Below are 22,698 nucleotides of genomic sequence, written 5' to 3' on the forward strand. Positions count from 1 at the left end.
AAAAATTTGGTGACTGGTTCTTTTGTCTCAATCGGTCGATTACGTTGTTTTCGTTATCGCAACGCCATGCGTTGTCTTTATTCTTTCGTACCGTAGTGAAACATGGCTAGCGCATGGCTAGCGGTTGTAATCACGAACGCTGCAAAAATCTCAAGCGGCGTAGCATTTAAGCCTTTAAACGCAATTACAAATAAAATGATTGTCAGTGCCAGCTTCATTTTTGAGCCTTGGCTAAAACTTCGTGCAACAAGGTCGTTTTTACTGGCGCCTGCATAGCGAAATGCAAAGCCAGCAAACACTATTGTAGGCAGTATACTTATTAAGGCACCTGCCGCTGCCGACATGGCGGAATGACTTCCTCCTGCGGCGCCTGCGAAAGCGGTAACGACTAGGGCTGTAATAGCCTGAAAAAGTAGCCCTTTCTTGGCGAGGTCTAACCCGCGTTTTGCTAACTTGTTCGTCACTTTTACTCGCAGCTTGTTCACGTCTTACAAAAAGCGTCAGAAGTATACTGTTTTACCGACAATTTTCAACAGTACAACGCTTTTTGAAAGTTATTCTGAAAATTTTCTATTGCTATAACCGGAAAGGAGAGTGTCCGGTGTTTACACCGAACAGCGTATCAATTGCGGGTTGGCAAAGGGAGTTTCTCTACTAATTTTATTTTAAACTATTGAATTTTAGAGATAATTCCATCTAATTGTTCAAGGTCGCTAAAGCTAATCGTCAGCTTGCCTTTGCCTTTCGCATTGTGGTCAATACTCACAGGAGTGCCTAAATTTTCTGAAAGTCGTGTCATAAGGTTTTGCACATCGGGATCAACTTTCTTCTCAGGCTTAGGTTTAGCTGGCTCCAAAAGCTTTTTAACAAGCTTTTCTGTATCGCGCACGGTAAGACCTTTGCCCGATACTACTTGCGCCGTTTCCGACTGGGTTTCACCTTCTAGCGCTAACAGCGCTCTAGCGTGACCCATTTCAATATCGCCATGCTCGACTAACAGTTTCACGTCGTCGTTCAAATTATTCAGGCGAAGTAAGTTTGTCACTGTGGTGCGTGATTTGCCCACCGCTTCGGCCACTTCTTGATGGGTAAGCGCGAACTCATTCATTAAACGGTCGAGGGCTTGCGCCTCTTCCATGGCATTTAAATCTTCACGCTGGATATTTTCGATAAGCGCAATGGCCACTGCCGCTTCGTCAGGCACGTTCTTAACCAAACAAGGCACTTCGTCTAGCTGTGCCAGTTGTGAAGCTCGCCAGCGACGTTCACCAGCAATGATTTCATAGCGGTGCTCGTCGACTTTTCTCACTACGATAGGCTGAATGATACCTTGCGCGCGAATGGACGATGCCAATTCTTCTAATGCCTCAGGTGACATGTCTTTTCGAGGCTGATACTTGCCCGGCACTAAGTATTCAATAGGGAGCTTGCTTAACTCACCGTTGGTTGAATTTACCTCGGCGGCATCTTGTTCTTTTTGAGCAGATGATTGGCTGGTTGCGAGTAGCGCATCTAAACCGCGGCCAAGGCCTCTTTTACGTGCTGACATAGTGTCCTCTATGGCATGTGCTGATAGTGTTCAGCTTATTGTCGTTTAACTTGCTTTTGCCTGTGCAGGCGTTGTTTTGTCCCTACGACGCAGTATTTCACCCGCCAGTGCCAGGTAGGCTTTAGCGCCTGTCGATGACTTATCATAGTACATCGCTGGCGTACCGAAGCTTGGTGCTTCAGCTAGACGAACATTGCGCGGAATAACCGTGCGATAAACCTGTTCACCAAAATGGCGCTTCAACTGTTCTGAAACGTCGTTAGCAAGGCGATTGCGCGGGTCGTACATAGTACGCAATACGCCTTCAATCTTCAATTCTGGATTCACCACGGACGCCAACTTTTGAATGGTATCCATCAGGGCAGTAAGGCCTTCTAGCGCATAATATTCGCACTGCATAGGCACCATTACCGAATCGGCAGCCGCCAGGGCGTTCACCGTTAACTGGTTTAGCGAAGGCGGGCAGTCGATAAAGACAAAATCGTAGTAATCCATAACGGGCTTCAGCGCGTTGCGAAGCCTTACTTCACGGGCAAACATTTCCATCAGCTTAATTTCTGCCGCGGTTACGTCACCGTTCGCCGCGATGAGGTCATACTTGCCGCTTGTCGCTTTAACGATAACATCGTTAATTGGCTTTTCTTCAATCAACAATTCAAATGCCGTAGATTCAACGTCGTATTTATCAACGCCGCTCCCCATGGTCGCATTACCTTGTGGATCGAGATCAATCAGCAACACCTTACGTTTGGTTGCTGCCATTGACGCTGCCACGTTAACTGCAGTGGTTGTCTTTCCAACACCACCTTTTTGATTCGCGATCGCGATTACCTTAGCCACGTTTGATCCTGTTCTCGTCTATTTCTATTTTTCGGCTATTTCTTTTTTAGCCAAACCAGATGTCGTTCGCCTACCAAATTTGGCACAGTGAGGTTTTCCGTTTTGCTCACATGGAAGTGATCACTCACTTCGTCTATCTCATCTTGTGGAAACTGACCTTTAAGCGCCAAAAATTGACCTTCTGAATCTACCAGATGCTGACACCAGTGCAACATATCTTTTAGCGAAGCGAAAGCTCGGCTTAGCACAATATCGTAAGGCGAATCGCCATTGTGCTCTTCAACACGGCTTTGCACAGGAGTAACGTTTGTTAATCCAAGCGTGTGCACACATTGGGTCATAAACCGTACACGCTTGCCTAATGAGTCAAGCAATGTGAATGATTTATCTGGAAACACGATTGCCAACGGCATACCTGGAAGGCCAGGGCCCGTTCCGACATCAATGATATTGTTACCATCAAGAAAGGGCACAATCGCCAGCGAATCTAGAATGTGTTTCACCATCATTTGCTTGGGATCGCGCACAGAAGTCAGGTTGTACGCCTTATTCCATTTGTCCATAAGCAGCACATAGTCAACTAACTGCTGCTGTTGCTTATCACTTAAATCTAGTGAAAGGGCATCGAGTCCAGACACCAAAATGGTGTGCAATTCTTGCTGTATCGTCATCGAAAAATCTGTCTGTTCGCGTTAATGTTTTTTGCTCTACACAGTCCATACCATAAACACGCGTGGCGAATCGTTATTTGCCGCTCATTTACAGCCGTTTGTTATTGCAGCTCTTCATGCTCGATACAAGTGCGCTTGAAAAAGGCACGTGGGTTAATCAAAGCCGCACAACGAATGTAAATTGGTGCAATGGGACAGTGTGAAAAGCGCCGAGTTTTTCTAGTTTTCGCATAGTTTAGGCAATTATGATTATCATAATACGCGAATAAATAGGAAAAACTAAGCGCTGCGCGTAATGTGTTGAGTTAAGCGCGTGTTTTACGCACTGATTTTCTCTTGCTTGCGCAACATGCCGTGTTTTTTAAGGTAAACCAGCAGTAAAGAGATGGCCGCTGGGGTAATGCCCGAAATACGCGATGCTTTACCGATAGTTTCCGGTCTGGCTTCGGTTAACTTGGCTACAACCTCGTTCGACAAGCCGGAAATCTTGCTGAAGTCCATATCAACCGGCAACAGGGTGTTTTCGTGTCGCTGCGTTTTCGCGATTTCATCCATTTGACGGGCAATGTAGCCGGCGTACTTAATTTGAATTTCAACTTGCTCTGCTGCAATCGGATCTTCAAGACCTGGGCCAACACTTTCAATTTCCATTAACTGACCGTAAGTCATTTCAGGTCGACGGATCAGCTCTTCAAGAGAATGCTCACGACTCACAGGATTTTTCAGCATGGTATTGAGTTCCGGCGTTGCCGCGTGATCAGGGTGGATCCACTGACCGCGTAGACGCTGCAGCTCACTTTCTACCGCTTCCATCTTGTCGTTAAATTTCGCCCAGCGCGCATCATCAACAAGACCAATCTCTCGGCCCATCGCGGTTAAACGGCTATCGGCATTGTCTTCACGAAGCAGTAGTCTGTATTCAGCACGGCTAGTGAACATGCGGTACGGCTCTTTCGTACCCATGGTGGCTAAGTCGTCGATAAGTACGCCCATGTATGCTTGATCGCGGCGTAAAATCATCGGGTCTTTTTCTTGAACTTGTAGCGCTGCGTTTGCGCCTGCTACTAACCCTTGCGCACCCGCTTCTTCATAGCCAGTGGTACCGTTAATTTGGCCAGCAAAGAACAAACCTCGAATAAACTTCGTTTCCAGTGTTTGTTTCAGATCGCGTGGATCAAAGAAATCGTATTCAATCGCATAACCCGGGCGAACAATGTGCGCATTTTCAAAACCTTTGATCGAGCGGACAAGGTTCATCTGTACGTCAAATGGCAAACTGGTTGAAATACCATTTGGATAAACTTCAATGCTGTTTAAACCTTCTGGCTCAACAAAAATTTGATGCGATGTCTTGTCTGCAAAACGGGTGATCTTATCTTCGATACTTGGGCAATAGCGCGGTCCGATACCTTCGATAACCCCTGTAAACATGGGTGAGCGATCTAATCCCCCGCGAATGATATCGTGGGTTTTTTCGTTAGTGTGGGTGATATAGCACGGGATCTGGGTAGGGTGCATGGTTCTATCACCCATGAACGAAAATACCGGCGTAGGATTGTCACCAGGTTGAGGCTGCATTACAGAAAAATCTAACGAGCGAGCATCAAGTCTTGCTGGTGTTCCAGTTTTTAAACGGTCAACACGAAACGGAAGGGCACGTAGTCTATCTGCAAGTGCGATAGACGGTGGATCGCCGGCACGACCGCCGCGATAGTTTTCAAGGCCAATGTGAATGGTTCCGCCAAGGAAAGTACCCACTGTCAGTACCACTGACTTGGCTTTAAACTTCAGGCCCATTTGCGTAACAACACCGCATACCTGATCGTTTTCAACAATCAGATCGTCAACGCTCTGTTGGAACAAGGTTAGGTTTTCTTGATTTTCAACAATGTCGCGAATAGCGTTTTTGTAAAGCGTACGGTCCGCTTGCGCACGCGTTGCACGAACAGCTGGGCCTTTAGAAGAATTCAATGTTCTAAACTGAATACCACCTTTGTCGATAGCCAGTGCCATTGCACCACCTAACGCATCGATCTCTTTTACAAGATGGCCTTTACCGATCCCACCAATTGCAGGGTTACACGACATCTGGCCTATCGTCTCAATATTATGAGTGAGCAACAGCGTATTTGCACCCATGCGAGCAGCTGCAAGTGCCGCTTCTGTACCTGCATGTCCACCACCTACGACGATGACATCAAATGCTTCAGCATAAAACATGGTTAAACCTCACTATTAACTTACGATAAGCCGATTAAAAACTAATTTTTTTCACGCAGAGACTGCTGAAAAAAGGGCGCGTATTTTATCTGACTTATTGGATAAAGAAAATGATTAAATTTTCCTCAAAACCTGTTTTTGAAAAGGTGTGATCGAATTATAAGATCTTAAGATCTCTTTTAGATCTGTTTATTTTTACTTTTATTAGGATCATCAAGATCTGTGGGTAACCGATCAAAGCACATAAAGATCATCAAGTTACGCGATCAATAACATTGGGAAACCCCGATCCATAACCCTACCTCAAACTTGTGTATAAATGGCCTTTTTATCCACACCCCGAATCGTTTAAAAAGTTATTCTTTTTTCGATCAAAGCTTATGCACAGTGGTTTGTAGGATCCTATCCACAGGGGTGATCAAGATGTGATCCAATTGGGGATAAAATGTTTGCTATTTATGTATCGCGATCAAAAGATCGTGTAGATACGTGTGTTATAGCGTGATCACATTGTGGAGGAGATCTTTTCCAAAAGCTGTGATTAGATCGCGTGATCGCATTTTTCAACACCTTCAAAAAAAGTGCACGTTTTTAAGAACGACAAGATTATTTTTTCAAAACAGCCCATTTTTCAGGAGAAAAACATAGGAGATGACCAAAATTCAGTCACTTTTACAAGGAAGAAGTCGGTCTGTAAGAATGGTTATTTGTTTAAATGAAGGAGATCGTTGAGTGTATCTATGAATTAAAACCGTATTGTTTTGGTAAAAGCGTGATCAATAGGCTAAGTGATTCGCTATTACCTGGCACAACAGGAATATGCAATAAGGTTTAATGAAGGAAAAGACCTAGCAGAGTAAGGGCTAGGTTTCGAGAGAGAGGAAACCAGGTGCTATTAGCGCACCTGGTTGGGTTGATAGCGTGGCTGTGAAACAGAGCCTTCCATGTCTTCTTGTTCAATGGTTAAGCCTTCTCGGCGGCTTGGGCCTTGGAACCTAACCTTATAAGTATCGTATTCTTTAATCGACTCAAAACAATAGGGGCCAAGGGCATTTTCAAGTTCGGCTAAATTGTGATTGGTGATCAAAATACAGTTTTTCTTGTTTACTAAGCGCTGTCTTAGCAGGTTACCAAACCAGCTCTGCGCATTTTTCTTTAACACGCTTTCGTTTACACACACCTCATCAAGAATAAGCAGATCAACATCTAGCAGTTCCTGATTGATCTCCCTGAAGCGCTGTCCCGCGTTGTCTGAAGCCCCAAAATCAAACGAGAAATTGCGCATTTCAAGCAGTGTAGACAGTTGACGATAAAGCACTGAAATTTCGTACTGCTCTATAAGTTGATGGGCAATAGCACCGGCAATATGTGATTTACCACGACCGTAATCGCCGTAAAACAGCATCATATGCGAGCCGCTTTGACGCCATGCAGGGTCGTCATGGGCTGCAATAAAAGACTGAGCTATCGATACGGCTTCAATCACATCGTCACTGTCTTCAACTAAGTTGGCGAAGGTCCATTTGGGATTCAGATCAGAACGGCCATGAATAGCCTCTACACGCGCTTTTTTACTACGCTGCTGTAGTTGTGATACTTCTTCGTTCGCTTTCGCCTCGTACTGCTTACGCAGCGTTTTATAGTCGATGTATTCACGATTGGGATCGACGTCTTTGTTGAGCGCTCTCGCTAAATTAGCAATTTTGTCGGTTATACGATCCATAACGAATTAACTCTTCTTAGTTGCGGCATACTTTTCCACCAGCTTTCTAGCATTATCATCTGCTTCTATGCCGGCTGCAACTTTCACTTGTTGCGTTCCCACCACCTTTGTTGGGGCGTAGCCTGAAGCGAGACGCTTGCGCTTGATATTGTTGGCAAACTTTTGTGTCCATTGGAATTCGCTAAACACTGAACTTGGTCTTCCTAACCAATAGGCAATGAATTCACCCACCTCGTTGTCATCAAATGTTTTATCGATAATACCAAGTAGCGAGGCCATTTCTTCAAACAACGCTTTATTGGGCGTCCAATTAGGGGTCATGGCGCTATGACGGGCATGTAGTTGGTCGAAGTCCGATTGTGGCTCGCTTAGAAGCGGAAGAAGTAGGGTTTTCCCGTTGATTGTGTGCTCAAGATCAAGTTCAAGGGGCAGGGCAACCAAACCCACTTGTTCAAGCTGCTTAACCAAGCTATTGATTTGACGACCGCGTTGATAAGGTTCGTCTTTGCTGTCGCCGTTTAGCAAATTTAATAATTGCTTATAATCAATAGGGGCGGACGATGTCGTTGCCGCATTTGCACCTGTTCGAAGGCCAAGTAAATACAGTACCCGGCAATCGTTAGAAAGGGGAGATTGCAACGCCGCCAGTTCAGCTTGGGTAAGGTTGCTGTTCATCGCATTGGTTCCACGTAAAAACGCTTGTTAAGCATTGGCCAGCTTTTCGTCAAACCATTCTACGGCGGCCTCTTCAGGGATAGGGTGTTCCAGCACATCGATGTATAGCGCGTCGGTAATTAACGTGCCACCTGCGTTTTTAATATACTTTTCCATTTCTTTTGCGCCGAAACAAAAGGTGTCGTAACTGGTGTCACCTAGCCCAATAACGTAGGCATTTACTGCGCTTAAATCCGCGCCCTCTAGCTGTTTTGCGAACGGCTGGATGTTGTCAGGTAATTCGCCAGCACCGTGTGTTGATGTACACACGATCCACGTTGATTCTGTTTTAATCTCATCTAAATTTGGTTCAGCGTGAATAGTGTGGGTGTGCCCGCTCGCATCAAGTTTTTCCGCAATGGCATCTGCCACGTATTCTGCGGCGCCTAACATGGTGCCAACGATGATTTCAAAATGCTTGCTCATTATTAGGTTGCTTCTCTATTTACGATTGTCGTCTCAACGTAAGTACGGCTTATCCGTTACGTTATTCACCATCTTACTTGTAACTTTATTGGTTGCGCTACTTACCAATACAGAATGTGAAGTTTCTAGTATTTTCAATATGTTACGGTTTATAGGGAGTAAATATGGATCAAGAATGACCAAGGAACCTCGTAACCTACTGATTTAGCGTTTCCTTAACTTTACCTTGATCCCACGACTCACCCAACAGAAATATTTACTTGACATTTTTTGTCGACTAGTCGACTCTTATGTTATGGATACTACAAATAAATCAAAAAGTAAGCGCCCTGGGCGTCGGATCATCGGTATTAGCCTTTCACCTGAGATGGCGTGTGAGGTTAAAGCCGAAGCCGGTCGCCGGGGAATTTCTCTGCGAAAACTCTTCGAGGAGCTGTGGGAGTTGTATAAGCAGCAACCCCGAAAGGAACCATGAGAAACATTACTAATGAGCGTGAGCTGATTGGCCTAGCTTTGGCTCTTATAGGTTCGACAACCAAGTTGTCGTCCGAAGAGAGGGAAACACGAAAGGGCATCAGGCCAACAAAAAGCGAGCGCCTTATTGAGGCTACTCGAACAGCTATCCAAGCGGGCGACGATCCGCTGGGCCAAGCTTTTGCGGAAATAAGGCCGTCTGAAATCCGCCGGGAGAAAGGCGCGACGTATACCCCTGCCCCTATTATTTCCTCAATGACAACATGGGCCGCTGCTGAAGGAGCCCCTGCTAGGGTAGTGGATGCCGGGGCTGGTTCGGGGCGCTTTCTCATCGCAGCGGCGCGACTCTTTCCAAAAGCCAAGCTTATCGGGATTGAGTTTGATCCTCTGGCTGCAATGTTGCTTCGAGCAAACCTAACTGTATTGGGCCTTGCGAAGCGGGCAACAATTATAGTTGGTGACTATCGTCAGGCCGAACTTCCACGGATCAAAGGAAAAACGCTGTTTATCGGGAACCCACCCTATGTCCGCCATCATCTGATAAATGAAGCTGACAAAAAGTGGTTCGCTGATGCAGCAGCTTCTTTTGGGGTTCGAGCAAGCAAGTTGGCTGGTTTGCACATACATTTCTTTGTTCGCACTATGCAACTTGCTCGCCCAGGAGATTTTGGAGTCTTCATCACGTCGGCAGAGTGGCTTGACGTCAATTACGGTGCCACCTTACGTCAACTTCTAGCGGATGGGCTAGGTGGAGTCGCACTGCATGTGCTTGAACCGTCAGTTATGCCTTTCGCTGATGCCACTACCACCGGAGCTATAACCTGTTTCCGGGTAGGAGAAAGGCCAGACAATCTCTGTGTTCGGTCAGTTGAATCTCTTGACCGACTGAATGGTCTTTCGACTGGAACAATGGTCTCGTGGGATACCGTTTCAAACGCTAAGCGTTGGTCCACTATTGTAAAACCTGGCCCAGCAGTGCCTCCTGGATACATTGAGCTAGGTGAAATCTGCCGTGTGCACCGTGGACAGGTAACTGGTAGCAATAGTGTGTGGATAGCTGGAGAACATACAAAGGGCTTACCGGAGGGGGTTCTAACTCCAACTGTCACAAAAGCCCGCGATTTGCTTTCTGCTGGAGAGAGATTGTCCGATCACCAGCAACTGCGTCGAGTGGTTGATTTGCCTACCGATCTTGAACAGTTAGATGATGCTGCCTTATCGGAAGTAAAGAAGTTTCTTAGGTGGGCAAAACAGCAGGGGGCTGACCAATCATATATCGCGAGGCATCGACGCGCTTGGTGGTCAGTAGGACTCAAAGACCCAGCTCCTCTACTTTGTACTTATATGGCAAGAAGACCTCCTGCCTTTGTAAGGAATCTATGCGACGCACGCCATATTAATATAGCACATGGCCTATATCCTCGTGAGACGATGGATGATATAACACTTGACGCCTTGGCCGCTTGGCTCCGCGACAATGTTGGAGTGGAGAGTGGACGCACATACGCAGGCGGCCTTACTAAATTTGAACCTAAAGAAATAGAAAGAATTTGGGTCCCACGCCCAGATCAACTAGTTGTATGAAAAAACCACCGTATTGGACTACAGAACAATTAACTGATTGTGCAACTGCTGCTCGTTCAGCTTTTCGCGATGAAAGACTAAGCGAGCCGTTGGAGCGCTGGAAAAAGACTTTCGACGAGTATAGAGCACAATTTCACAGGCTGTTTGACGAGTTTGACATTGCGAGCCCAGAGAACCTATCCCCCGAAGATGTTGCTGGGATCTTCCAGGAGCAACTTGGTGATGCTCTTCGATATCTTGCTGGGCCGCCAATTTCTGCCGACGATCTCAAAGTATTGGCGGACGCATCACTAGGCCCAAGTGTTTTAGCGAACAATCCTGATCAGGCGCAGCGTCTTCTCGACACCATTTTGATTGCTATTGATCCAAGAAGATTTCCTTGGGTAGCTCAGGAACGCGCTCCAACCGAAGAGGAAAAGTCCGCCGCAATCCTCGCCTCGGCGGCACTCATCACTGCCCAAAGAGTTTCAACTGATCGTCGAAATGAAGGAAAAGACCAACAGGAAAATGCTGTAAAGGATTACTTGGTGAGCCTCGGTTTTGAGGAAGTTCCTGTTCGTCATATTCATACACTCACTGACGCTCCAGATATAGGCCAGTTTTGTAGTGAAGCTATGGTTGGCAGTAGAAAGGCCGACGTCCCAGTAAGACTATATGATGGCCGCTTGATGCCAATTGAATGCAAGGTTTCAAACAGCTCTACTAACAGTGTAAAGCGTATCAATAACGATGCGGCGGTAAAAGCTGGTATTTGGCATAGAGAATTTGGAACTAACCAAGTCGTACCTACGGCTGTACTCACTGGGGTGTTTAAAGTCCATAACCTAGAGCAGGCGCAATCTGGTGGTTTAACGCTTTTCTGGGCTCATGAGCTAGGAGAATTGGGTAAATTTATTAATAGCACCAGATCAAAAAAATAAGCTTCTTCGCTGTAAATTAACCTACCTATCTTCCCTTCGACTCATGTGGTTTTACTCGAACCACGTGAGTGATTTTTCCCTTTGCGCCCAAAACGGGCAAGAACACATCCGCCGATCTGATTCGTTCCGCGAGAAAATATCGAGGAACTGTTCAGCTATTGGAGGTGTGTATGAATGTAAGAACTCGGTCCATTGGGGTGCTCATTGGCATAGTTGCCCTGGTGGTCGGCAATCAAGCCGTCGCTCAGCAAAGCGCAAGCGTGAGCGAGAAATCCGCCCGGGAAAACCGCTCTCAGCTCGAAAAATCCATCAACGAAGAAAACTCTAAAGAGATCCAGCGACAGAACGGCCAAGAAGAGCGTACCGGTCAGGAATCTCGAACGACAGAAACGGATTCCCAAAGAGATGCCACGGAACTATCTAACCGCAAGCAGGCGCAAGATACCGACCGGTTGTCGGTAAAGACAGCGCCACTCGCACTTATGAATGAGCTATTTGCCTATGTTGAGCAGGGCCGCTCAACGTATGGACCTACCGCGTCTGCCATTAAGAGCTGTTCTCTTGTTACAAAGCCCCGCGCGCCTCAGTTTCCCCGTAGGGAGCCGAAACCGGTTTTAACCAGTGCTCAAGCTTGTATGGCCTGGAACAAAGAAAAAACGCTTGGTCAGTGTCAGCTTGAGGTAGAACAAGCTGCCTACAACTGGGCAACTACCGGCATGCCCTCGACGATGCGTATCCCAGCACAGTACCTCCTCGATGATGGGGCTTGCTGGGCATTATATGGCTTGGTCGCTGAGGCAACTATGGATGAGCTCGCCTCGGGGCAGTCCATTCCTATAGGACAGAGCGTGAAAGTTGGACTTGCGCAGGCTATGAGCCATCAACTAGGTCGCGAAGACCTCCCTGAAGCAGCTCGAAAGATAGCCAAGAGGCAGTTTGGAGAGAATTGTGTTGTCCCTACCAGCAGGGGCTATCGCTACGAGGGAAAGTATGACTGGAGCTGTGGAGCGTTCAGTGTGGACCCTAAGAGCTTAACCGCGTCGGTTGGCGAATTAACGGTTTACGGTCGGGGCAATTCTATTTTCGGTCAAACATGGGATCTAGAAACATCACGGTCACAAGATGTGCTCTATTCACGATCCCGCTCAATTACTGATAGCTCTGAGCAGTCCGCATCCGACGCACAGTACGCAAGCCTAGATAACCGCCAGAGTCAGTCTAAAAACCTTTCCATGCGCATTTCTGAACGCCTTCAAACAGAACGTGCGGCCAACGTAACGAACTCGGCTGAAACCGGCTTCTCTGTTTCTCAACCAGGTATTAAAAATAACTAAGGATACAACTATGAAATCTATACTCTACGGCATCGCTATTTCTATGCCACTTACAGCAATAATTGTGTATTTTGCTTTATCTGGACGGCAAGAGGTCGTGGTTCAACAGAAAGCCCACGAGGTGCAACAGCAGATCCAGTCTGAAGAATTCAGACGCGATTTCGCGCAAGCGTGGCATGATTTCGACAATCCGCCAACCGCTGAAGAGCAAGCAGCGCAAGAGAAGACCTTTGCTGCTCGGCAAGCTGAAAGAGAAGCTCGAATTTCGCGCTTGGAACAGCAGCGAGAAGCACTTTCTGGTGATATGGATTTGATGTTTGAGCAGCTCGATAGCGACATGGAGGACATGCGAGCCGCCTTGCGTGAGGCTGAAGTCAATCCTCCTAAATCCAACTAATCATAAAAAAGCCCCGGATGTACCGGGGCTCTGTGATACCAGCCTGACTGCTACAAGCTCAACCCTTTGTCCCGGTCACGTTCTTTCTGGTGACCAATAGTCGCATCTTGGGCTTTTTCTGCGAGTTTTGCTCGCTCCTTCTCCCGACCCTCTGCCTGAGATACTACCTTCCGATGCTCTGGGCTTGGTTCGTAGTGCATGAACTGCTTTCGGGCGCTTTGAGTTAGCTTGTTATGGGTCTGCACAATGAGCTTGTCTGCCTTTTGCTCCTGCCCGCTTTTCCAAAGTTCACGAGCCTGAGATATGGCATGTGACATTACCTGGTTCCGCTCCGCTGTAGCATCCTTAATATGACTATGAGCAAGCTGCTTTTCTGCGGCTTTGCTAATTTTCGCGAGCTCACCTTTGATTTCGGAGACTAGCTCGCTCTTCAGGTCAGTTTTTTGCTCCTTGTCAGGGCTTATAAAAGCTTTCTCGACTAGCTTTGCGGCCATCCAAACGAGACCTACAGCAGCCTCTGTGAAAATGTCATTCTGTAGGTATCCTCGTTGATGGTTGTTCAGCATTTCGCTGACCCAATTTTCCTTCTCTGGTCGCTGAAATCCAGCAGATTCGAGCCGATGAACCAATTCCGCAGTTTTCTCAATGGCCTCTATTTGCTCTCTCGGTAGAGCGGACTCCTCCCTGAGCTTGCTAATATCGAGAGACGATTGCTTCAGCGTTGGTTCGGTCTGACTATTCGTAAATTGCTTTATATTGGCTTGATCCAGAGAAGACTCTGCTGCCTTGTTTATCTCAGACAAAAACTTATGTGGGTCGGAATGATCTGACTTAGATAACGAGTCCAAAATACTCGCTACTCTCGCTTTATCTTTAGTATCCATAGTTTATTCCTTATCAATGTCGGTGGGTTACTGTCAGGATGCCGTTCTCTAACTTGGCACTGACATAGTTATCCGGATGAAGGATATGTTCGAGATGCGCTAGCGTTTCCCGCATTTTTTTTTCATGCTGATCAATAGTTTTCCGAGCGGACGCTAGCTGTTTTTGTAGCATCCGGTCGGCGCTTTCCGCATCGGTATTATTAGAGTGGCGAGGAAGTAAATGTTTTAAGATTCCCATGGTGAAACTCCTTGCTTAGTTTCTTTTGTACACAATCATGCAAGAGACATTATTTCGCGTTTTCTACTTGAAGCAGCGGTCGCTAATTGCCCGTTTGGGGCGCAAAGTTAAAAAAGGGGCCAACAGGCCCCGAGGTGAACTAAAAGGAAGTAACTTTATGTATTCCTCTCTCCATAGAAGAACGAGGAAACACCGAAGGACATTTTGATACATCTGGTGCGTACGAGCTGGCAGTGAGGTCACGGGAGCATGTGAAAGCGTCCGCTCGGCCTGCGGCGCGCATCAACTCAGCCCTGTTGCCGAAGGCATTTGACAGGTCTTCGAGGGTACTGCAAGCAGGGTATAACCAAGTCACTAGGTTGGAATTCTTCGCCGCATAGGTTGTACAAGTCTCACGTTCGTGAACAGTTGACCGTGAACTCATGCCGCTGTCCCGCTTAAGATCCCGACGACGCGTATAAAATTTCTGGTCTTTATGATTCGGTCCAGGGTAAGCCCAGCTCGGAACGGCGTATCCGTTCGAGACTGGAGAGTATTCTTCCATGTACTGTCGAAGCAGCTTGGATTCACTCGCAACTAATTCAGCTACCTTTTCCCAGTTGTAGTCGGACCACGTGAGGCAATGCCAACCTCCGTCTGTCGGGCGAGGCTCAAAGCCCAGGGCTACCGCGATTTCATCCACTGGCACGGGTTCATTGTTCCGAGATCCGGAGCCGAAAGGTGAGCACATGCCGCCCAAGTGCCACGGAAGGATTCCCTCAGAACGTCCGACGAAGGCCGGCAAAGGCGCAGTGGGAGTGCGCCATTCACCGTCATCTGATAGTGTCCAAAGCGCTTTGGTGACCTCATTAATCGAGCCAACCTGCTGTTGCATGGCTTTGGTGGTCATTTCCAACGCTCTATGTGCACCTGCACGATCAATAGCCGCCGCGAATAAGGAGCCCTTTACATCGGCAAAGTGTACGTTTAGAACATAGTGAGCATGGTCTGTTGGTGTCCCGATGGTGCATTTACTACCATATTCTCGAAGTGCTCTCTGACGATGCTGTTCGAGAACTTCGTCATTTTCTCGCGCAATTTGCCACTCCACAAAGTCATCGAGGTCCATCTTTTTGCCCGCTTCCAGTTCGGCTCTCTGCCATTCCCCTTTCTGTAGATCCGGGGTACTGGCATAGGTAACTCGCCGCTTAACCTCTTCATCAGCATACTGGGAGTAGGTCAGAATATTGTCTGCCTCTCCAAAGCATTCAGGGTTACGGATTTTTCCTTCAAGTTCAGCCCGACGATCGAACATCTCTTCTGTCCAGGCGTCAAATGCCTGCCACTCTGCGCCAAAGGCAGACAGCATGACTGCGGCAGAACGCATCGCTGCCGGTGAGCCAAAATCACTTTCCACAAAGCCGACTGAGTGCAGAGTCGTTAGCGCTCCTCCAGTGTCTATTGCAGCAACTTGTGTTTCAGGTTGAGTGGCATCACCGGTTAGGCCAGTGACAGGGTTGGACAGAGACGCGCAACCGCCTAGAAGGGCGACGCACACAGCCGTCGTAAATGGTTTGAGTATTTTCATGGGTTATCCTCCGTTTTGATATAACAGAGGTATTGTCCCGTAGACAGAGCAGAAACCTCGCCTGCGCTTTTGCCCGTTTGGGGCGCGTAGGGGAATTGACGGTGAAAACTTTCACATGTGAAAGAAATGGTATTTCCGATTACCGTAATTATGATAATTACAGTTATGATTTATACCGCCGTCCGTGGCAGTTATCGTTGTCAGCGAGACAGTTCTATCCCTTCACGGTCGCGCCCTTGATCGTGCTGGGGAGATTCCTGCCGCTTTTGCTGTTCCCTCTGAGTCATAACAGGATCCCAGAGTTTATCCATCAGATGATCTAGCGGGGCAAGGTCCCTGAACCGGCTTTCTTTGGCCGCCTGCTTCTGGCCTGTGCGTTGCTCTACGGCCTTGATAAGACCCTCTCGGGAATCCGTATAGAGGTAAACTCCATTCTTTGCCCGTGAAATCTGGACATAGAACTGTTCGGTATTCAGCAGTGCCTTTCTGTCGGTCTCCGCGTGCACAAAGACGTTCTGAGCTGTTTTACCCTGGGCGGCATGTACGGTCATGGCATACCCATGATCCCAGTGGGAGTTTCCCAGCTTCGACATGTCGAACTCGGCAGTTTTTCCATTGGCAAGACGGAAGGTAGCGGTCGTCCCCTCAATTTTCTCTACAGTAGCCCAGTCGTTGTTCAGCCTGCCAGAAGGCTTATCATTGTCGCGCCAGACAATCTTTTCACCAACTGCCAGGCCGCTTTCGGCCAGGCTGAAGATCTGGACATTCTTGGCAGAATAACGCTCTGGAGAGAAACGTATTAAATCTGCCTGCTCAACCGAACCGTGCAGTTTTAGCAGGACATCCTGACCCTCACGCCCAACAACCTCGTAGTATGCTCCCTGCTTGATGCCTTCTCTCTTGAAGCTGCGGGCAAATCGGACGATCCGGCCATCTTGATATGTCCTAGTCAGTCGCCGCTCGGCTTCAGTTGAATCGACGGAAGACAACCGCTGAACCCGAATTTCGTCGCTAAGGGTGCCTTCTTCCTTCAAAGCACTGCGAATAAGATCATTGGTACGGCTCCTACCTTCCCGGCTGGGCTCTAGAATGATGCTTTTGGCTCGCTCGTCTGGCGCGAGAGCCATGTAGTCCTTCACAAGCTCTTCCCTACGCAATTCACCGCTTTTTTCATGGTCGATTTTTCCATTCCCTTTCTGGGCGACCATCTCCTTGATCACACTACCGCTTTCTTGGATTCGGTCGAGTGCCTGTTTCGCCTTCTTCATCAAAGAGAGATAAACCGCATCCCTAGTTCCTCGGTTAGTCTGCCTAACGATTTCTTCTAGATGGTAGGTTTCCATCCCGTGATTCTGAAGCTGTCTGAAGCCAGCTCCAGCCTCTACAGAAGCTAACTGGCGAACATCACCAGTCAGCACAACACGAGCCCCCGATTGGCCCGCACGTTGCAGGAGGTCTCGCATTAGTTTGGTGCCGACCATGCTGGACTCATCCACAACCCAAAGTTGAGGCATTTTCTCCAACATTTTTCCAAGCTCTTTACGTTCTGCCTGTAGCTCCGCTTTTTCATATCGGAATTCATCGAGCCGTTTCTGGTAGAGGGGGGAGTTATCAGGAATCCGAACTCCCGTTTTTTCGTCCGTGCCTGGATTGGCGAGAGCTTTTTCGAGTTGGTCCAGTCGCTTGTCGATTTTGTCGATCTGGGAACGGGTTTTTCGTTCTTGAACCCACTCGTTCCGGCTCTGTGCTAGAAAGGATTGAATGGTTCCAGACTGAATTCCAGCACCATCAGTCAGGCTCTGCCCAGCAGAGTTCGTGGGAGTAAGCCCCCTCACCTCATATCCCATCTCCCTTGCTGTCTCAGCTACCGTTCGTAGGACCGAGGTGGTTTTAGCAGTACCGGCGAAGCCCTGAACACCAATAATCCGGTTTTTTGAGGTGAGAATTCCCTCGGTAGCACGCTTCTGGTCAGAGTTCCACTCGTAACCGGCGGCATTGGCCTTCTCCTCTGCCTTGGCGATGGCCCCTGTCGCTCTGTCCTTACTGCAAAGAGACCCGGCGCGATTTCTGCCGATGTACTCCTCCTTCAGCATTTCGTCTTCGATTACGATGGCCGCTTTCGAGGTGTAACCTCGGACATCTATCTCCTGCTGACTCACCTTGTCGTAGATGCGGACGGACTTTTCTTGAAGCAATCCATCATTCGCCGCTGCTTCGATGGCGTTCTGGACATCAGTAAGAACAACCCGAGATCCAGCGTAACGGCTGGCTTCTTTAAGAAGCTCGTGACGAGACCAAGAGGTGTCACGTTCACCAAGGTGTTCGGCAGCCCACATTACTGCCTCATTGGCTAGCTGAACCCGCTCCAAAAGAGCTTCTGTCTTCTTTTCAACCGTCGGTTGATTTACCGTCGATTGAGCAATGACTTCCTTCAGTTCATTAAGTCTGTCTCCTCCGATTTCGTTATGCCATCGTTCAAGAAGCTCGCCGCGCTCAGCGTGGACCTTCCTATCCCGTGTATCGAGGGTGGCTGTTTCTTTCTCGGCGGCAGTCGCTGTGTCTCTAGTTTTTCCAAGCCCCTCTAAGGCACCCTCAATTGCTTGGCTTCGTTTAGAGTATTGATCGATAAGCTCTTCAGGAACTCCCCGAATCTCCCAACTCCCATCTTTACCATGCTCAATTTCATAGCCCAGAGGAGTCGTCCTTACAGCCAAGTTTTGCCGATAAACGAGACCCAGATGCTTCTGGTCGATGAAAAGTGGCTTGTTCTCGATAGATCTCCATTGTCCGTCTGCTCGTTGGGTCGCATTCATAACCACAGAGTGGGTGTGCAGAAACGGATCAAGAGCGCGGCTAGTTGTATGCTTGAAAGTGGCAGCTACCATCGAAGCAGTTTTCTCGTAATCAACTGTGTTCTCAGCTCGGTTACGGTTCCTGGTTACAATGTACTCTTGCTCTATATAACGAAGCGTAGCCTTCACCGCCTCATCGTGGGCTTCCAGTAGCCGCTGGTCACCTGCGACCTCGGCCAGAATTGAAACGCTCTTTGGTGCTGAGAAAGTTAAGTCAATTCCTGGTTGATGCTTCCATTCGCCGTCTCTGACAGTTCCAAGTCTCTGCCCGTCCGGGAGCTGGCCTTCCAGGAGAGCTTTGAAGGTTTCTCGGTCCACGTCTCCTGACAATCCAAGCGTTTCCGCTCCGTCGCCAAACCATTCAGATGGTGACAAACCATCAACGTAATAATCGTCTTTTTCAAAGTAATGGCCTGCCTGAGAGGCACTTTTTATAGCTTTTGGTGACATCATGATTTTTTATCTCCTAACAAATCCGAAAACACGTGATCAACCTCCATACCGGCGGTATCCAGCGCGGATTGGGCTTCGGACACGCTTTTGATCTCGTGTGGCTCATTGGCGGATGGCTGATTCTGTATGCCTTTAGGGCTTTCCAACTCCACAGCCTCCGCTGCATCGGCCCTCGAAGCCCTAGCCGCATTGAGCAGGCGCATCCCTACCGTTTCGTTCTCATCGCCCAGGACAAAGCCCTCTGCAATCTTCGGAAACCTGATGAAAGGCACGTCAATACGCGCTTTGGCCTCTACGCCCCAGATCTTTGCGTAACAGGACAGGTCCGGCAGATCCATGATCTCGCTAGGTAGCACAATTTTTCGGTTCTGGCGTTTGGAGGAGACTCTTACGCCGTCACGGATGTCGTCAGCGGAGTAGTTTAAATCTTCGTCAATTTCCTCTCGCTCGGCTTCGCCAAGTACCTTGGAGACCCATTCAGCGGTATCTGCGTTGTTTAGACGGAAGTGGAGCTGGGTAGAGCACAGACCAAGAATGGTTCTGGACGTATTCTTCCCAAACTCCTCTTCGAGCTGATTGATTTCCTGAATACCTAAGACAACCGCTGCCCCAAATCCACGCCCCTCAGCCATAAGCATTGAGAGAGCCGGAATTCTCTTCAAAGAAGGCAATTCATCCACAATGAGCCAGAGGGTTCGGTCGTTATTAACTCCACGAGCCATCAGCCCCTTAGCCACTGACTGAATCCACGTCGAAATCAGAGGCTTCTGAATCTCAATGTCCGATTCTCGTACCGGCAGGAATAGCCATGAATCATCAGCACCTTGTTCGTCGCCTTGAGCAATCCAATCTCGGATTGAGAAAAATCCACGGGAGTCCGACTCTTTCAGTAACCGGAGTGGCAAGACCCCATTTACGAGAGTTGACCGAATACTCGCCAATGTTTTTTCATTGCCTTTAGAAAAGTGGGTTTCAGCCGGTGTCCCCGCGACTAATTCGGTTAACAATTCCAGGTCACTCCATGCCGTAGCCTGCAAAAGCGTGGATAGAGAGCGGAAGCCATCCAGATAGAGTTTCTGTAATGCTGCTGAAAACACATGACGAGGGGAATCTCTGAAAAATGGGTCTCCACCGTTGGACTTGTTCTCTGGGATAAGAGTTTCTGCGATCCAGTCAGCGTCAAAAGGAGAGACCATTTCTTCCCACGGCGTCCATTGGTGCGACCGACTGTCGGACGGGTTAAGGATATGGTCAACTCCGTCTCGGTAGAACATTTCAACGAACTCGCCTTTCTTATCGTAAATCACAGCCCTGTCACCACGAGCACGAATTGCCTTGAGCAAATGAGTTAAAGCTGTCGATTTACCCGCCCCGGTCGTACCACTGATAAGAGTGTGCTTTTTTGAAAAGCCGACAGGTAACGGTAAATCGCCGATAGTTATACCGGAGGGGCCATGTTTGTCGATAACCTCTTTCTTTAATTCTTCAGCTGATACCAATTTTGCTCCGCGAATGTATTTATCAACCTTAATATCCTTTCCTCGTTTCGCAGCCTTGAAAGCGAAAACACCTCCTAACGGGGTATATAGAATAAAGACTGCAAGGAAAGACCATCCAAATTGCCCAATAACCTGGCTAGCAGATCCCTTAAAGAATTGTTCTTCCGTTATAACTTTGAGCGGGAGAGTGCTATTGCCTTCTATTGGAACACACTCGCTTATGGTTATTGATGAAAATGGCTGTATAAGACCCTTCAAGTGCGCCCAGCAATATGTAATAGCATTACTCAAGACACACTTATCAAGAGATACCCATATGTATAAACATGAAACTACAGTAGCTATGATAAGCCCAAGTAGAACCAACCAGGCGAAGCTGAAGAAAAACATTTGTTGACCGTGGAGCCATGTGTCGGCTCCACGAATAAAATCACCCACTTTTCCTTTTCTAATCTCCGGCATTATCATCTCCTCCATTAAAATGCTGACGAAGCTTTTTAGTTCCATGCGAAATAGCTTGTTTCGCTTCAGCCATCTCGTCGGGGGAGCACGTCTTTTTCAGCAAATAATCGACTGTTGCAACATTGATCGAAATCAGGTTAACCAACTGCTCATAGATGCTTTTCTGGTCCCCTTTAACAAGACGAATTTCGTTTAAAACTGAGTCGTCGTTTATGGCCTGCTCGATTAGGGAAACTGCCGTTTTACTGATGGTCTGGCCCGACTCTTGGGCCAGCTCCTTCAGCAAAAGGTGAACAGCTCGGCTGGGATAGATCTGAATTCGATAAGCCTTAGAAACTCCCATTAGTGTCCCTCCTGCACCCTGTTTCTGTGTTCCTGACTCCCTTGTAACTCCGAACGCTTGGAGGTGCAGGGAGTCCCCTCAGACGGTGCGACAGCGCCGGATGAGACAGCCCACTCGCGGTGAGTGGGGTGTGGAGAAAAATCAGGACGAAGGCCTGATTTTATGACCCCGTGCTGGGGTCCCCGAGCAGCTAGGCTTGGGGTGGTGTTTGGAGGGAAGTCTGCAAGTCTCTGGAACTGCTCCGCGAGCTTTTTGATGGCATATTCGCGTCGCTTTTCTCCCAAGATTGCGAGCCGAAATACGATAGTTTGAATTGCCTGTTCAGCACTCAAAGTATCTGCCGCCTCTTCCAGAATTCTCAGGTATGTGCTGCCGCAACAATGGAAGCATGTGTGTGGGCTATCAAGGCTGAAAATATTGCGACGCTTCATTACTCAGCCTCCCGTTCTTTGCTATTCGTTTGAAAGTCGATAATCTGTACTTGTTCGCAGCCTGGAAAGGAATCGCGAGCAATCTCTTCCCATGATTGCGCTTCAGCGGCATTCATAGGTGGGTTTTCACCAATAGCCACGCGGCATTTGGTTTCACTCTGGGTTCGCTCGAATCCTAGTGTTGGATCCTGGTCTCTCAACGAAGCTGAACCAGATGTAAAACTAAAAGCTGAGCAGTTATCCAATACCTTATGCCGGTATATCACCTCATCTAATGTTGCTAGTGCTTCCTGAAGGCTGGGGTTTTCTTTAGCATCAAACTCTGCGAGACAATGTGTCTTCCCATCAGAAGTTATGTTTTTATAGAAAAAATATCCGTCATGTGTATAAGCGCTGACGGTTTCGCCATTATCAAAATGGGTCGTGTATTCAGGTAATGGTGGAAATAAAGAGCAGCCCGTTAACGACGCCCCGATTACAGCCATACCAATAACAAATACTTGCTTGTTCATATGTCATATCTCCTCTTAGTTGATGACTGAGGTAGGCTCGCACGGGACTCCCAGAATCGACCCACGTAGAATTGCCCGTTTTGGGTGCATAGCAAAAAAAGATAAATTTCTTATCAGAAAGACTTGAAGATAGGCACTATATGCCTATAATTAAGATGAGGGCCGGGCATTCTGCCAAGGCCAAAACCAGAGGAATCTGATGATGAATACAGCAACTAACCTAAACGCTGATAACTTTGTTTTCGCGATGATCTGCGACGTTCTTGCCGATCTGAAGGTAGCTGACCCGCTATCTACCGCTATGGGTTGGGAGGAGTATCAGACCAGAGAGGGAGACATCTACCTTGCTCCCGAGGGGTTCGCTCCTGTCATGGTTTACCGCACTTCCGAGCACCACTGGGAGATCGCACGGGGCGACCAGCTCGGCCTTGAGGTCACCAAGGAGGCTGTTCGAAGAGCAATTCATGGCTTCGGTCTAAGCGAACTAAGACCGTTACTGGAACGGCTCCAGCAGGCGTAACAAATTCATTCGCCCCGGCCTACCGGGGCCTTCCTATTTGAGGTGAAGTTGCTCCAAAAGGACTCTCAAGAGACCTTGCAGCACT

The 22,698-nt window shown here is 48.1% G+C and carries 20 protein-coding genes and 1 pseudogene; 6 read left to right on the forward strand and 15 right to left on the reverse strand.

The features are described 5' to 3' along the window. Positions 1-77: 77 nt before the first annotated feature. From F0261_RS06215 to mioC, 8 genes are all read right to left on the reverse strand, one after another. Positions 78-464: an ATP synthase subunit I gene (locus F0261_RS06215; protein ID WP_075177315.1), complete on the reverse strand. Its 387-nt coding sequence runs from the start codon at positions 462-464 to the stop codon at positions 78-80. A gap of 206 nt (positions 465-670) precedes the next feature. Then, complete coding sequence (locus F0261_RS06220; RefSeq protein ID WP_015000147.1) at positions 671-1,549, reverse strand: ParB/RepB/Spo0J family partition protein; 879 nt, start codon at positions 1,547-1,549, stop codon at positions 671-673. Between the two features lie 45 nt (positions 1,550-1,594). Beyond that, positions 1,595-2,389 (reverse strand): ParA family protein, encoded by a 795-nt coding sequence (locus tag F0261_RS06225; protein ID WP_014951455.1) that lies wholly within the window; start codon positions 2,387-2,389, stop codon positions 1,595-1,597. Between the two features lie 35 nt (positions 2,390-2,424). Further along, positions 2,425-3,060, reverse strand: coding sequence for a 16S rRNA (guanine(527)-N(7))-methyltransferase RsmG (gene rsmG / locus F0261_RS06230; protein WP_171337481.1), 636 nt, complete (start codon positions 3,058-3,060; stop codon positions 2,425-2,427). A gap of 318 nt (positions 3,061-3,378) precedes the next feature. Further along, positions 3,379-5,280, reverse strand: a complete 1,902-nt coding sequence (mnmG, locus tag F0261_RS06235; RefSeq protein WP_039228881.1) for a tRNA uridine-5-carboxymethylaminomethyl(34) synthesis enzyme MnmG — start codon at positions 5,278-5,280, stop codon at positions 3,379-3,381. Positions 5,281-6,175: 895 nt separating this feature from the next. Continuing rightward, positions 6,176-7,003 carry an ATP-binding protein gene (locus tag F0261_RS06240; protein ID WP_171337482.1) on the reverse strand — a complete coding sequence of 276 codons (828 nt, stop codon included), beginning with the start codon at positions 7,001-7,003 and terminating at the stop codon, positions 6,176-6,178. 6 nt (positions 7,004-7,009) lie between these two features. Further along, on the reverse strand, positions 7,010-7,678 hold the full coding sequence (locus F0261_RS06245) for a DnaT-like ssDNA-binding domain-containing protein (protein WP_039234413.1): 669 nt from the start codon (positions 7,676-7,678) through the stop codon (positions 7,010-7,012). A 27-nt stretch (positions 7,679-7,705) separates the two neighbouring features. Beyond that, positions 7,706-8,143: an FMN-binding protein MioC gene (gene mioC / locus F0261_RS06250; RefSeq protein ID WP_171337483.1), complete on the reverse strand. Its 438-nt coding sequence runs from the start codon at positions 8,141-8,143 to the stop codon at positions 7,706-7,708. A 471-nt stretch (positions 8,144-8,614) separates the two neighbouring features. Here mioC and F0261_RS20195 point away from each other — a divergent pair. The 5 genes and pseudogenes from F0261_RS20195 to F0261_RS06270 form a co-directional block, all read left to right on the forward strand. Next, positions 8,615-9,169: pseudogene (locus F0261_RS20195) on the forward strand (N-6 DNA methylase); the annotation flags it as partial. 63 nt (positions 9,170-9,232) lie between these two features. Further along, positions 9,233-10,201, forward strand: a complete 969-nt coding sequence (locus F0261_RS19885; RefSeq protein WP_253819212.1) for a hypothetical protein — start codon at positions 9,233-9,235, stop codon at positions 10,199-10,201. After that, complete coding sequence (locus tag F0261_RS06260) at positions 10,198-11,121, forward strand: XamI family restriction endonuclease (RefSeq protein ID WP_171337485.1); 924 nt, start codon at positions 10,198-10,200, stop codon at positions 11,119-11,121. Before F0261_RS19885 ends, F0261_RS06260 begins: the two co-directional genes overlap by 4 nt. A gap of 170 nt (positions 11,122-11,291) precedes the next feature. Next, positions 11,292-12,455, forward strand: coding sequence for a hypothetical protein (locus tag F0261_RS06265; RefSeq protein WP_253819214.1), 1,164 nt, complete (start codon positions 11,292-11,294; stop codon positions 12,453-12,455). A 10-nt stretch (positions 12,456-12,465) separates the two neighbouring features. Continuing rightward, positions 12,466-12,852, forward strand: a complete 387-nt coding sequence (locus F0261_RS06270) for a hypothetical protein (protein ID WP_018982183.1) — start codon at positions 12,466-12,468, stop codon at positions 12,850-12,852. 50 nt (positions 12,853-12,902) lie between these two features. Here the strand turns inward: F0261_RS06270 and F0261_RS06275 are convergent, their stop codons facing one another. From F0261_RS06275 to F0261_RS06305, 7 genes are all read right to left on the reverse strand, one after another. Then, positions 12,903-13,736: a hypothetical protein gene (locus tag F0261_RS06275; protein WP_171337487.1), complete on the reverse strand. Its 834-nt coding sequence runs from the start codon at positions 13,734-13,736 to the stop codon at positions 12,903-12,905. A 13-nt stretch (positions 13,737-13,749) separates the two neighbouring features. Next, positions 13,750-13,974: a hypothetical protein gene (locus tag F0261_RS06280; RefSeq protein WP_171337488.1), complete on the reverse strand. Its 225-nt coding sequence runs from the start codon at positions 13,972-13,974 to the stop codon at positions 13,750-13,752. Positions 13,975-14,113: 139 nt separating this feature from the next. After that, positions 14,114-15,541, reverse strand: coding sequence for a hypothetical protein (locus F0261_RS06285; RefSeq protein WP_171337489.1), 1,428 nt, complete (start codon positions 15,539-15,541; stop codon positions 14,114-14,116). A gap of 200 nt (positions 15,542-15,741) precedes the next feature. Beyond that, entirely contained in the window at positions 15,742-18,846 is a 3,105-nt protein-coding gene (gene mobF, locus F0261_RS06290) for a MobF family relaxase (protein WP_171337490.1), read from the reverse strand. Next, the gene (locus F0261_RS06295; protein WP_253819216.1) at positions 18,843-20,852 is read right to left on the reverse strand and encodes a type IV secretion system DNA-binding domain-containing protein; all 2,010 of its coding nucleotides are present in this window, start codon (positions 20,850-20,852) and stop codon (positions 18,843-18,845) included. Before F0261_RS06295 ends, mobF begins: the two co-directional genes overlap by 4 nt. Next, the gene (locus F0261_RS06300) at positions 20,794-21,150 is read right to left on the reverse strand and encodes a hypothetical protein (RefSeq protein WP_171337491.1); all 357 of its coding nucleotides are present in this window, start codon (positions 21,148-21,150) and stop codon (positions 20,794-20,796) included. Before F0261_RS06300 ends, F0261_RS06295 begins: the two co-directional genes overlap by 59 nt. A gap of 430 nt (positions 21,151-21,580) precedes the next feature. Then, on the reverse strand, positions 21,581-22,093 hold the full coding sequence (locus F0261_RS06305; protein ID WP_171337492.1) for a hypothetical protein: 513 nt from the start codon (positions 22,091-22,093) through the stop codon (positions 21,581-21,583). A 199-nt stretch (positions 22,094-22,292) separates the two neighbouring features. Between F0261_RS06305 and F0261_RS06310 the strand changes: the two genes are divergently transcribed. Continuing rightward, on the forward strand, positions 22,293-22,613 hold the full coding sequence (locus F0261_RS06310; protein ID WP_171337493.1) for a hypothetical protein: 321 nt from the start codon (positions 22,293-22,295) through the stop codon (positions 22,611-22,613). Positions 22,614-22,698 lie beyond the last annotated feature (85 nt).

The organism is Alteromonas sp. 07-89-2 (assembly GCF_013113925.1).
Lineage (GTDB): Bacteria > Pseudomonadota > Gammaproteobacteria > Enterobacterales > Alteromonadaceae > Alteromonas > Alteromonas macleodii.

Excerpts from the sequence above, each read along its gene's own strand:
- F0261_RS06220 (WP_015000147.1), bottom strand. The coding sequence starts at position 1,549 with ATGTCAGCACGTAAAAGAGGCCTTGGCCGCGGTTTAGATGCGCTACTC.
- rsmG (WP_171337481.1), bottom strand. The coding sequence starts at position 3,060 with ATGACGATACAGCAAGAATTGCACACCATTTTGGTGTCTGGACTCGAT.
- mnmG (WP_039228881.1), bottom strand. The coding sequence starts at position 5,280 with ATGTTTTATGCTGAAGCATTTGATGTCATCGTCGTAGGTGGTGGACAT.
- F0261_RS06240 (WP_171337482.1), bottom strand. The coding sequence starts at position 7,003 with ATGGATCGTATAACCGACAAAATTGCTAATTTAGCGAGAGCGCTCAAC.
- F0261_RS06245 (WP_039234413.1), bottom strand. The coding sequence starts at position 7,678 with ATGAACAGCAACCTTACCCAAGCTGAACTGGCGGCGTTGCAATCTCCC.
- mioC (WP_171337483.1), bottom strand. The coding sequence starts at position 8,143 with ATGAGCAAGCATTTTGAAATCATCGTTGGCACCATGTTAGGCGCCGCA.
- F0261_RS06260 (WP_171337485.1), top strand. The coding sequence starts at position 10,198 with ATGAAAAAACCACCGTATTGGACTACAGAACAATTAACTGATTGTGCA.
- F0261_RS06265 (WP_253819214.1), top strand. The coding sequence starts at position 11,292 with ATGAATGTAAGAACTCGGTCCATTGGGGTGCTCATTGGCATAGTTGCC.
- F0261_RS06270 (WP_018982183.1), top strand. The coding sequence starts at position 12,466 with ATGAAATCTATACTCTACGGCATCGCTATTTCTATGCCACTTACAGCA.
- F0261_RS06275 (WP_171337487.1), bottom strand. The coding sequence starts at position 13,736 with ATGGATACTAAAGATAAAGCGAGAGTAGCGAGTATTTTGGACTCGTTA.
- F0261_RS06280 (WP_171337488.1), bottom strand. The coding sequence starts at position 13,974 with ATGGGAATCTTAAAACATTTACTTCCTCGCCACTCTAATAATACCGAT.
- F0261_RS06285 (WP_171337489.1), bottom strand. The coding sequence starts at position 15,541 with ATGAAAATACTCAAACCATTTACGACGGCTGTGTGCGTCGCCCTTCTA.
- mobF (WP_171337490.1), bottom strand. The coding sequence starts at position 18,846 with ATGATGTCACCAAAAGCTATAAAAAGTGCCTCTCAGGCAGGCCATTAC.
- F0261_RS06295 (WP_253819216.1), bottom strand. The coding sequence starts at position 20,852 with ATGGAACTAAAAAGCTTCGTCAGCATTTTAATGGAGGAGATGATAATG.
- F0261_RS06300 (WP_171337491.1), bottom strand. The coding sequence starts at position 21,150 with ATGGGAGTTTCTAAGGCTTATCGAATTCAGATCTATCCCAGCCGAGCT.
- F0261_RS06305 (WP_171337492.1), bottom strand. The coding sequence starts at position 22,093 with ATGAACAAGCAAGTATTTGTTATTGGTATGGCTGTAATCGGGGCGTCG.
- F0261_RS06310 (WP_171337493.1), top strand. The coding sequence starts at position 22,293 with ATGATGAATACAGCAACTAACCTAAACGCTGATAACTTTGTTTTCGCG.